At 64.9% G+C, this 11,778-nt stretch carries 8 protein-coding genes; all 8 read left to right on the top strand.

Annotation, left to right across the window (positions count from 1 at the left end; translation table 11 throughout):
- Window positions 1-44: 44 nt before the first annotated feature.
- Window positions 45-662 carry an SMI1/KNR4 family protein gene (locus ACR4XW_RS00040; protein ID WP_434758468.1) on the top strand — a complete coding sequence of 206 codons (618 nt, stop codon included), beginning with the start codon at window positions 45-47 and terminating at the stop codon, window positions 660-662.
- Window positions 663-665: 3 nt separating this feature from the next.
- Entirely contained in the window at window positions 666-1,487 is an 822-nt protein-coding gene (locus ACR4XW_RS00035) for an SDR family NAD(P)-dependent oxidoreductase (RefSeq protein ID WP_434758467.1), read from the top strand.
- Window positions 1,488-1,585: 98 nt separating this feature from the next.
- Window positions 1,586-2,155 (top strand): RNA polymerase sigma factor, encoded by a 570-nt coding sequence (locus ACR4XW_RS00030; RefSeq protein WP_434758466.1) that lies wholly within the window; start codon window positions 1,586-1,588, stop codon window positions 2,153-2,155.
- Complete coding sequence (locus tag ACR4XW_RS00025; protein WP_434758465.1) at window positions 2,142-3,197, top strand: hypothetical protein; 1,056 nt, start codon at window positions 2,142-2,144, stop codon at window positions 3,195-3,197. Before ACR4XW_RS00030 ends, ACR4XW_RS00025 begins: the two co-directional genes overlap by 14 nt.
- Window positions 3,198-3,395: 198 nt before the next feature.
- Window positions 3,396-4,415, top strand: coding sequence for a hypothetical protein (locus tag ACR4XW_RS00020; protein ID WP_434758464.1), 1,020 nt, complete (start codon window positions 3,396-3,398; stop codon window positions 4,413-4,415).
- Between the two features lie 29 nt (window positions 4,416-4,444).
- Complete coding sequence (locus ACR4XW_RS00015; protein WP_434758463.1) at window positions 4,445-5,626, top strand: winged helix-turn-helix domain-containing protein; 1,182 nt, start codon at window positions 4,445-4,447, stop codon at window positions 5,624-5,626.
- A gap of 319 nt (window positions 5,627-5,945) precedes the next feature.
- Entirely contained in the window at window positions 5,946-8,465 is a 2,520-nt protein-coding gene (locus ACR4XW_RS00010) for a helicase-related protein (RefSeq protein ID WP_434758462.1), read from the top strand.
- A partial coding sequence (locus ACR4XW_RS00005; protein WP_434758461.1) for a class I SAM-dependent DNA methyltransferase occupies window positions 8,458-11,778 on the top strand: 3,321 nt, incomplete at its 3' end. The genes ACR4XW_RS00010 and ACR4XW_RS00005, both read left to right, overlap by 8 nt.

Genomic DNA, 11,778 nt, shown 5'->3' with positions numbered 1-11,778 from the left:
ACCGTCCGGAGGTATCGCCACCACAGCCTCGGTCAGGATCAACCATGGATGCCAAGCTCGAACGATTGCTGTCTGCCTGCGCCGGACCCCTGTCCGACGAACCGATCGGCGGCCTGCCCGCCGGCCGACTGGGTGGTGAACTCGCCGAGCTGCTGACCCGCACGAACGGGTTCATCGGTTTCGAGTCGGCCCTGCTGGTTCGCGGCACCGGCGATCAACCCGGTCGGCTCGGCAACTGGAACCACCACACCGGCTGGCGGATGAACTACGGGCCACTTGCCGAAGGCTTGTTCTTCTTCGCCGAGGACATCTTCGGCACCCAGTTCGCCCTGTGCGACGACCAGGTGGTGGTCTTCGACCCCGAAACCGGTGGGACCGAGGTGGTCGGCGACTCGCTGGCCGAGTGGGCCGGCTACATCGTGGACGACTGGAAGGTGGTCACCGGGCATCCGCTGGCTCACCAGTGGCAGCAGCAGCACGGTCCCTTACGTGTGGGGCAGCGTCTGGTACCGATCCAGCCCTTCGTCCTGGGTGGGGAGTTCGAGATCGCCAACCTGCGGGTTGCCGATGATGTGCAAGCCATGACCGGACGCGGCGCGCTGGCCCAAGCGCTGCACGACGTGCCCGATGGTGCGTCGATAGAGTTCGAGATCCAAGACTGAAGCGTGCGGCCACGTCGCCGTGCGGAAACCAACCTGGGGGACGACATGGGTCGTGGTGACGACACCGGCCGGCTGCACAACAAGGTCGCGATCATCAGTGGGGGAGCGTCGGGAATCGGCTTGGCGTGTGTGCGCCGCTTCACCGAGGAAGGGGCCCGGGTGGTGGCCCTGGATGTGAAGGAACCAGCGGAAGAGGTGCGGGCGACCCGGGCCGAATCCGGGCCGCAGTTCTCGATGGTGGACGTGCGTGATGACGAACGGTTGGCGGCCGTCGTTGATGAGGTGATGACGCAGTTCGGTCGCATCGACGTGCTGGTCAATGCGGCCGGTATGGCGCTCACCGGAACGGTCACCAGCATCGACATGGACGATTGGCGGGCGATGATCGATGTGCACCTGACCGGAACGATGGTGCTCAGTCGGCATGTGCTGCCGCACATGGTCGCCGCTCGATCCGGGTCGATCATCAACCTGGGTTCGGTGTTCGGGTTGCAAGGCTGCCCGGGAAATGTTGCCTACAACACGGTCAAGGGCGCGGTCATCCAATTGACCCGGTCCATCGCGGTGGACCACGGACGGGACGGTGTTCGCGCCAATGCCCTGTGTCCGGGCCTGATCGAGACCCCGATGACGTCGATGATTCCCACCGAGTCGTGGGATCACTTCGCCTCCCAGCACGCCATGGCACGGGCCGGACAGCCCGACGAGGTGGCCGCCGCAGCGCTGTTCCTGGCCTCGGACGAGTCGTCGTTCGTCAGCGGGGAGACCCTGGCGGTGGACGGTGGATTCTCGGCATTCAAGTTCGCGGGGAAACCGCAGAGCTGAGCCTCCGCTCACGGCCCGGGACGCCCGGGGCGACAAGAAAACAAAAAAAGTTGGCCACGAACTGTCGAATCGGAACTCGTGGTGGACATATCCAGATCATGAAGGAAACCGAACGAGGCGAAGAAGCCGAGGAGTTGCGCGAACTCGTCAATGGGTTCGCGTCACGGGTGTATGCCTATGTTCGCCGGCGTGTGCCGGTCGACGACGCCGAGTCCATCGTCAACGACGTGTTCTTGACGGCTTGGCGCAAGTTGAACCGGTTACCCGACGATCCGCTTCCATGGCTTCTGGTCACCGCCCGCAAGCTTGCGGCGAACCAGATTCGGGCCAATGGCCGGCAACGGGACCTGCACCAGCGGGTGGCCGATCTGGGCGACATCGCGCACCATCCGGCGGTCGATGACCTGGCGGTGGAACGGTCGATGCTGCTCACCGCGCTGGCCGAACTGTCCGACGACGACCGCGAAGCGCTGCTGTTGGTCGGCTGGGACGGACTGGACCACCGGGAGGCAGCCAAGGTCGCCGGATGTTCGGCGGGAGCCTTCAGCGCCCGACTGGCCCGGGCGCGCACTCGACTGCATCGCAAGCTCGACCCCGATGCCCCTGAGACGTTGCCCACCCTCACCCCCTTCGCTCAGATGACTGGAGACTGCCATGACCGAGTTTGACCCCCATTCACCTCTCGACGACGACTTGCACCGTCTGCGACCCCCCGATTCCCTGATGGATGAGGAACTCGGCCATGACTCCGCCCAGCGGATGACCAACCGCATTCTCGATACCCCGGCTCCACGCCACAACTGGCGGGCGATCGCGGTGGCTGCCGTGGCCGCCCTGGTGGTCGGTGGGGTGGGCGCAGGCACCTGGGCATTGGCCCCCAACGGCGGGAGCAACGCCCCGGCCCAACAGCCCGCCCAGCCGACCGAGCCCGCCGACCCGACCGAGCAGCCGTCGGAGTCGCCCACGGAACCGACCGAGGAACCCTCCGACAGCCTGTCGGACGACGCCACCGAGGGCAACGGGGACCTGGAGAACACCCCGAGCGCAAAGCCGATCGAGTCCATCCCCGAGGACAAGTACCTCTTCGCCCAGTGCACCTCCGAGCAGCAGGACGGCGTGGTCACCTCACGGCGCGAGTTCATCGCCTCCGACGGGTGGAAGTGGGTTGCGCAGAGCACTTCCGGCGGTGATCAGTTCTACCTGCTGGTCGACCCTGCCAAAAACGCGGCCATGCTCGAGGGCCTGCCCACCGACCCGGCCGAGCTGATCGGGACGCTGCGTTCCGGAACCGGCAGCAACTCGGCCACCGAGCGGGCCTTCAAGGCCGCGCAGGAGATCATGATGACCGAAATGGCGGGCCCGGAACTGGGTAAGGCCTTGGTGGAAGCTTTGGCCAAGGATCCCCAGGACGAGGGCCGCACGATCACGGTCAAGGACGTCGATGTCGACGGGGTGCCGGCGAAGGAAGTGACTCTCACCGTGCAGGGCGGCGCACCCGATCTGTCGGGCAAGGGCGATGAGATCACCGACTCGACTGAGACCATGGTGGTTGGTACTGACGGCCGCTTGCTGGACACCACGTCGCGTTACCGCGAATCCGAGGGCGAGTCCTGGTACGAGTCCACCTGCCGCCGGGTTCTGGTCGACGAGATCGAGAAGGACGTGACCGACAAACTCGGCACCGACCGGGTTGCCAAGGACGTCAACTGACCCTCCGGGTCGCCGGTCTCACACCGGATAAATCCCACCCCCAACCGGGCCCTGCGCATCGCACTGACTGCGCAGGGCCCGGTCGTTTCTGCACGTTCGGAAGGGCATCCGGCCGTCCACAGCCGGCTCAGCACCGTTGGGCGGAGTATCCCCGTATTCGCCGGACAAGGGCCGGAGGAAAAACTCAAAAAGTTGGCCGTGAACTGTCGAATCAGAAGCGGCGGCGGACATTTCCAGAGTATGAAGCCGAACGAACGAGGTGAAAAAATCATGGAACGACATGAGTTCACGAATAAGACCCGCACTTTCGAGAAGTCGACTGTCCGGCGCAACTGGCGCTCGATTGCCGTGGCCGGTGTCGCGGCCATGATGGTCGGCGGTATCGCGACCGGTTCGTGGGCAGTGTCCACCGATGGCGCTGCCGGCGCTGCGGTCCAGCAGCCGCCCGCCACCAGCCCCGGCGACCAGCCGAAGCCGGCCGAGCCGGCTGAGGATGGGCCCATGCCCGACAGCCCGTCCGACGATGCCACTGGCAAGCCCGATGAGCTCAGCAAGCGCCCGATCACGTCCATCCCCGAGGGTAAGTGGATGTTCACCCATTGCGTCAGCGAGCAGGACGGCGACCGGATGTCGGTTCAGCGTGTTTTCCTCGACTCCGATGGGTGGCGTTGGATGGCCAACAGTTCGAACGATGGCACGCAGAGCTACCTGCTGGTGGATCCGGCCGGGACCCAGGCCGAACTCGACGCCCTGCCGACCGACCGGGCCGAGCTGCGCAAGCACCTGCGCTCGGGAACGGGCGGCAACTCGCCCACCGAGCGGGCCTACAAAAAGGTCAACGAGCTGTTGATCAGCGAGCTGGCCACCCCTGAGCAGGCCCAGCGGATGATCGAAGCCCTGGCTGACGGTCCCCAGGACGAGGGCCGCACGATCGAGGTCACCGACACCACGGTGGATGGCTTCAAGGCCAAGAAGGTGACCCTCACCGTTGCAGGCGGATCGCCCGATCTGTCCGGCAAGGATGACACGGTGACCGACATGAGCTTCGGCATGGTGATCGGTACCGATGGCCGCGTCCTGAGCGCCGACAGCCGCGCTCGTGAGGGCGAGGGCGAAAGCTGGTACGAGTCTTCCTGCCGTCGCTCCCTGGTCACCGAGATGGATCAGGATGTGATCGACGAACTCGGCACCGAGCACAAGGCCAAGGAAACCTACTGATCCTTCGGTCGCCGGTAGTCTCACACCGGATGACCCGAACTCTGACCACCGGCCGGGCCCTGCGCATCGCACTGACTGCGCAGGGCTTGGCCGTGGCGCGTCCGGACAACGTGACGATGCGGCAGGTGCAAGGTCAGATCGACCGGCTGGCCCTGCTGCAGATCGACTCGATCAATGTCGTCGCCCGGGCCCACTATCTGCCGCTGTTCTCCAGGCTGGGGGAGTACGACCCGCGGCTGCTCGACCGGGCGGCGCATCGCAGCCCGCGCAGACTGTTCGAGTACTGGGGCCACGCCGCCTCGCTGATCGACGTCCGGCTCTACCCGGCCCTGCGGTTCCGGATGGCCGCGGCCGACCAGGAAGCCTGGGGCGGGATGCGCCGGGTGCAACAGTCCCACCCGCACCTGGTCGAGGAACTGCGGCATGTGGTGGCCGAACACGGCCCGGTGACCGCCCGGCAGGCCGAAGCCATCGTCTTCGCCGAGACCCCGGCCCGCGAGCGGGAGCATTGGGGTTGGAACTGGTCGGTGGTGAAACAGGCACTGGAGTACCTGTTCTGGGCCGGTGAGATCAGTTCGGCCCACCGCAACGCCCAGTTCGAACGCGCCTACCTACCCACCGCCGAGGTGGTCGGCCCGGCACTGGCCGCCGCTCCCACGTTGAGCACCGATGAGGCCAGGACCGAACTGTGCCGGCGGACGATCCGTGCCCTGGGGGTGGGCACGACCGGCTGTGTCGCCGACTACTTCCGGATCTCGAAGGCATCGGCGGCCGCGGCCTTGACCCGGTTGAGTGCGGCCGGGGAGGTGGAGCCGGTGGTGGTCGGCCCGGATCGAGTGCCGGCCTGGCTGGACGTCACCGCCAAGGCCTCGACCCCCCGCCCGGGCGGCACCCTGTTCAGCCCCTTCGACTCGATGGTTTTCGAACGTGCCCGGCTGAAGTGGCTGTTCGACTTCGACTACCGGATCGAGATCTACGTCCCCGAGGCCAAGCGCCGCTACGGCTACTACGTGTACCCGTTCTTGTACCACGACCGGTTCGTCGGCCGGGTCGACCTGCGCGCCGACCGCGCCAGTGGCGTGTTGCAGGTCAAGGGACGCTGGTTCGAACCCGGTGCCGACGCCCCAGCAGCCCGCGAGGCTCTGGACGAGGAACTCCACCGGCTCGCCGATTGGCAGGGCCTCGACGCCGTCGTGGAGGTACGTCGCTAGGCTGGCCACGATGCGCAGCGATGACATGTTCGCTCCGGGCAGCGTGGTCCGGGTACGAGACGAGGACTGGCTTGTCACTTCGGTGGATGAGTCCGCGGACGGGCCGGTGCTCAATGTGCAGGGTCTGTCCGAGTTGGTACGTACGCACGAGGCAGTGTTTTACCCGTCGCTGGACAAAGTCACACCAAATGACCCCCGCGACGTACAAGTCAGAGCCGACGATTCTTCCAGATACCGGCGCTCCCGGCTCTGGATGGAAGCGACCCTGCGCAAGACTGCGGTACCCCTCAGCGATCCCTCGCTGACAGTGTCAACCCGAATGCTGGCCAGGCAACTGGGGTATCAGCAAAAGGCGGTTGCCAAAGCCCTGGATCCCGACACTCTGCGGCCCCGGATTCTGCTCGCCGATGCTGTTGGTTTGGGCAAGACCCTCGAGATCGGCATGATCCTGGCCGAGTTGATCCGCCGTGGACGAGGGGAGCGGATTCTGGTAGTCACCCCCCGGCACGTGCTGGAACAAATGCAGCACGAGATGTGGTCACGCTTCGCCATTCCGTTCGTGCGGCTCGACTCCCAGGGTGTGGCGCGGGTTAAGCAGAAGCTGCCGGCCAACCGGAACCCATTCTCCTACTTTCGCCGCGTCATCATTTCCATCGACACCCTCAAGCAGGAACGCTTCGTCCATGATCTGCGCAGGCACCATTGGGACGCGGTGGTCATCGACGAATCCCACAACATCACCAACACCGCCACGCTGAACAACAGGCTGGCCGCGATCCTGGCCCCACAGGCCGACGCCCTCATTCTCGCCTCGGCAACCCCGCACAACGGTTCTCGTGACTCCTTCGCAGAACTGGTTCGCCTGCTGGACCCGACCGCGGTCAAGGCCGATGGCGAACTGGATCTGGAACGGGTGGAGCAACTGACCATCCGGCGGCACCGACACAGCGCCGAAGTAGCCGAGGAGGTCGGCGCCGACTGGGCCGAACGGCTCGAACCCGACAACCGCCTCATCGACGCGTCACCGCAGGAGAACGCGGTGATCGACGAACTGGTCGACACCTGGATCCGTCCGGCAGACTCATCGCCATACTCGGGCAACAACAAGTCACTGTTCCCCTGGACGCTGGCCAAAGCCTTCCTGTCCTCCCCGGAGGCCCTGCGCGACACCATCGAGAACCGGTTGGAGCGGCTGGACGACACCCCCGCCGCTCAGCGCGAGGCCCGCGCCCTGCAGACCCTTGCCGAACTCAACGAAGCCACCATGGCGAACTCGTCGAAGTACCAGGCATTGGTGGCATACCTACGCGACGAAGTGGGCATCGGCAAGCGTTCATCGATGCGCGCTGTGGTGTTCTCCGAACGCGTCGCCACCTTGCACTGGTTGCAAACACAACTGCGCAAAGACCTCGGCTTGAAGGACAACCAAGTCGAAGTTCTGCACGGCGGTCTGGCCGACGACCAACAGCAGGCCATCGTCGAGAGCTTCAAACAGACGAGTTCTCCGATTCGGGTGTTGGTCACCGGTGACGTCGCCTCCGAGGGTGTCAATCTGCACAAGCAATGCCACCACCTGATCCACTTCGATATTCCGTGGAGCCTCATCCGGCTGGAGCAACGCAACGGCCGCATCGACAGGTATGGCCAAAAGCAGTCACCGCAGATCACAACGCTGCTGCTGAATCCCGAGAATGACCGATTCGCCGGTGATATTCGGGTACTCACCTCACTGGTAGCCCGCGAGCACGAGGCACACCGCGCCTTGGGCGATGCTGCGAGCCTGATGGGCTGCTACAGCGTCGCTGCCGAGGAGGAGGCAATCCGCCAGGTACTCGCCGGCGCCAAGCAACTGCCCGATGTGGTTGCCGACCCGGCTGATGTCTCCACGTCGGTGGAGGATTGGTTGGCTCAGTACCTCGATGACCCCGCGGACGAACAGCCGGCCCCGGCGGTCGAGGGGAGCAACCAGCTGTACCCGAGTGAGGTCGATTTCCTCCGGGACGCGCTTCAGGAGTATTACCGGGGACAACCGGAGAAAGACCCCGCCGGAGGTGGTGTGGGCTGGCGCGAACACGACGGCGGACAGATCGTCGAGTTCGTCCCGCCGGCTGACCTTCGGCAGCGATTCGAAGTACTACCCCAGGGGTACCTGGACGACCGCAACGTGTTGGACAGACTGCAACTGGTCACCGAGCCTGGTACCGGCAGCCAGATCCTGGAGGACGCCCTCACTGACACCACCTCGTCGTCGTGGCCTGCCGCGCACTATCTCGGACCCCTGCACCCGGTACTCGACTGGGCCGCCGACCGGGCCTTGGCAACCCTCGAGCACAACGTGATCTTCGCGGTGCGCGGCGACGTCGACGTCCCCACGGTGCTGTTGAACGGCACCTTGATCAACCGGCGAGGCCAAGTGGTGGCTTCGTCGTGGCTGACAGCCCGATTCCACGGCCCGAAGCCGTTCATGGACACCCATGCCTCCGCTGGCGAGATGCTTGCCGCGGCCGGACTGATCGGCGAGCACGCCAACCCCGGGCCGGTGCAACTGCCCGGCATCGATCTGGTGCGGCCCGCGGTCACCCAAGCGGAGCAAACCGTCCGGTTGCAGTTCCAGGCGGCCCACGCAGCCGCCAAGACACGGGTGGACGAATGGGTGGCCCGCGCCGAGGAGTGGCAAGCCGATGCGGACGCCTTGGACCAGCGCGAGAATGTGCGGCAGCGGCGCACGTTGGTGGAGGCTCAAGAACGCTTGAGTCGAGACATGACCCCCGACCGTCAGCTGGTACGTCCACTGCTGGTGGTGCTTCCCGACGACACCCCGGAGGCCGGCCATGGCTGACAGCGACGCCTTGTTGGTCGTTGAAGACTGGATCAGCGAACACTTCTTCACCACCGATTCGCGCAAGGAGTCATATCTGGCCCGGGTGCTCGAGCGGGTCAAACAATGGAAATCGGCAGAGCACCCGACCACGCGCTCCCGGTTCACCGCCGAAAGAGCCAAACTCGCCACCGCCATGGCCGCCCTCTACTCGGATGATGGCAACGGGGCCCATGCCGCAGCCGACCTGCACGCCGAACTGCGCCGGATCCTCGGATATGAACCCGGGCCCTATGAAGTCAGCATCAACGGCCCGGTGCGGTTGCTGCGCTCACCCGGCTTGGAGCCCAGCCTCGCTCTCGTTGAGGCGAACCCGGTCGGTTCACTGGACGAACTATTTGCCCGCCGCGCCGAGACTCTCGCCGAACCATACGTCGGCGATGACGAGGAACCGATCACCTCGGCCACCAAGCTCGTCTCGACCCTGTTCCTGAATGACGACCAGACGAAGTACGCGCTGATCATGGCGGGACGCTGGCTCGTGGTCGCCGAAGCCTCCCGCTGGCCCGAGGGCCGGTATCTGGCAGTCGATCTGCACACCATCGCCGAACGCGGGCAACTGAAACAGGGCGGAGAGACCGACCGTGCTTTGGTGGCGCTGGATGCCGAGTCCCTGGCTCCGGACGCCGAGGGCAGTATCTGGTGGGACGAAACCCTCGAGAAGTCGGTGGCCCACACCGTCGGGGTATCGGCCGACCTGCGTGAAGGGGTCCGCGAATCGATCGAGATCATCGCCAACGAGGTGGTCGATCGACGCCGAGCCCAAGGGCTCGCCCCGCTACCCGCCGACCAAGCGCAGCCGTTGGCCCTGCAATCGCTGCGGTATCTGTACCGCATCCTGTTCCTGCTCTATGCCGAGGCGTCGCCGGAGTTGAAAATCCTTCCCGTCGGAGACCCCGATTACGCGCGCGGATACTCGCTCGACCGGCTGCGTGAGTTGGTACAGGTCGAACTTGTTGCACCGGGTACTCGCTCCGGCACCTACTTCTACGACTCTTTGGGGCTGCTGTTTCGGCTGGTCGACCAGGGGCACAGCTTGCCCGACAACTCGGATCGCTTGGTGGAGCGAGGACTGGAGTTCCAGCCGCTGCGCGCCGACCTGTTCGCTCCCAGGGCCACGGCCCTGATCGATGAGGTCGGACTGGGCAACCACGCCCTCCAGCAGGTTTTGCGGCGGCTGCTGTTGAGCAAGGAACGCCCCGGCAAGGAGCGCGGCTTCATCAGCTATGTCGAACTGGGCATTAACCAGCTCGGAGCCGTGTACGAAGGCCTGATGAGCTATTCAGGCTCATTTGCCGATGCGGACCTCTACGAGGTGGCCAAGGACGGGAACCCGTCCAAGGGGTCGTGGGTGGTTCCGGTCGACCGGGCCGATCATTTGGACGACAAGGACTTCGTCCGGGACAAGGATCCGATCACCGGGCAGGAGAGTCGCCGTCGCTACACCCGGGGGCAGTTCGTCTTCCGCCTGTCGGGCCGAGAGCGGCAGCGTTCCGCCTCTTACTACACCCCTGAGGTGCTCACGAAGTTCACCGTCTCGGAAGCACTCACCGAACTACTCGATCAGAACGGTCGCACCAGTGCTGAGGATATCTTGGCGCTGACCGTGTGCGAGCCCGCTCTGGGGTCGGGCGCCTTCGCCATCGAGGCCGTGCGGCAACTTGCCGAACAGTACCTGCGGCGTCGGCAGGAAGAAGTGGGGGAGCGGATCGACCCTGACTTCTACCCTGCCGAGTTGCAAAAGGTGAAGGCCTACCTGGCACTGCACAACGTCTACGGCGTCGACCTGAACGCCACCGCCGTTGAGTTCGCCGAAATCACCCTGTGGCTCGACACCATGGCAGAAGGCCTGCAGGCACCTTGGTTCGGTCTGCGACTGCGCCGCGGTAACTCATTGGTCGGGGCATCGCGGTCGTTCTACTCGCGAGACCAGGTCAACGACAAGTCCTGGCTGAAGACCCCACCCGCCGCAAAACCTCTCACCGACGTTGCCTCGCGCATCGAGCAGGACCGGCCCGAACTCAGCGGCTCCGACGGCCGCATCCCCCACTGGTTGCTTCCGGCTTTCGGCTGGGGAGCCACCTCCGAATCGAAGGAAGCCAAGAAGCTCATTCCCGAACGCGTCGCTCGCGTCAAGCAGTGGCAAAAGAAGGTGCGGGGCAAACCCACCAAGAAGCAACTCGACCGACTCGTGGCCGTAGCCCAACAAGCCGAGGAACTGTGGGCGATGGCGTACCGCCGTCTCAAGGTCGCTGAGGAGCAATCCGCGAGGCACATTCCACTGTGGGGGCGTGGGGAAACAGCGTCGGATTCGGTACGCAGTCATGTGTCGAGGGAGCAGATCGAAGAATCGCTTGCCGATGAGAACGGGGCCTACCGGCGCTTGCGGCGAATGATGGACGCTTGGACAGCCCTGTGGTTCTGGCCGCTGACCGGTGACGAGGTGGCGCCACCAACTCTCGACGACTGGATCGACGCCGCCGAAGGCATTCTGGGAACGCGCAAGCTGGCCAGTCGAGGCGCCCGTGGTATGAGCATGCTCTCGCCGGCCGACCAGTGGGAAGCCATGGCCGATCAGGAGACCCTGGAGCTCGCCGGGTCGGGGGCCAAACCGGTGCGTTCGGTGCTCGAGGAACATCCGTGGCTGGCCGTGTGCGAGAAGGTTGCGAGTGAGCAGGGCTTCTTCCACTGGCATCTCGACTTCGCGACGGTATTCGGGCGTGGCGGGTTCGACCTACAGGTGGGGAACCCGCCGTGGGTTCGACCGCGATCCGACTTGGATGCGCTGCTGGCTGAAGTCGATCCTTGGTGGCTGCTCAAGGCCAAGTCGACCTCAGCCGAAGACAAACAGCATCGTGAGTACGCCTATGGGTTCGCTGAAACAACCGATCTCGTTGTTTCCGGTACCTCCGAAGTCGCGGCTATGGCGGCGTTCGTCGGGTCCGACGAGCAGTATCCGTTCTTGGCGGGATTGCAGCCGGATCTGTACCGGTGCTTCATGGAAACCACCTGGCGAAATGCCAAATCGCCTGGTTCGGCCGTTGGCCTGATTCATCCCGAGACGCACTTCACCGACGAGAAGGCCGGCCGCCTGCGCGAGGAGACGTACCGCCGGTTACGGCGTCACTGGCAGTTCATCAACGAACTGGTGCTATTCGAAGTTGACCATCACGTCAGTTACGGAGTGCATGTGTACGGGGTGGATCGGGAGCCAGCGTTTCTCCACGCCACTTCGCTGTACCACCCGGACACCATCGAACGGTCATTCAAACAT

The sequence above is a fragment of the Pseudenemella bisphenolivorans genome (assembly GCF_051133435.1).
Taxonomy (GTDB): Bacteria; Actinomycetota; Actinomycetes; order Propionibacteriales; family Propionibacteriaceae; genus JAAYAO01.
Note: the sequence above shows the minus strand (reverse complement) of the source record. Positions and strands in the feature narration are given on the sequence as shown.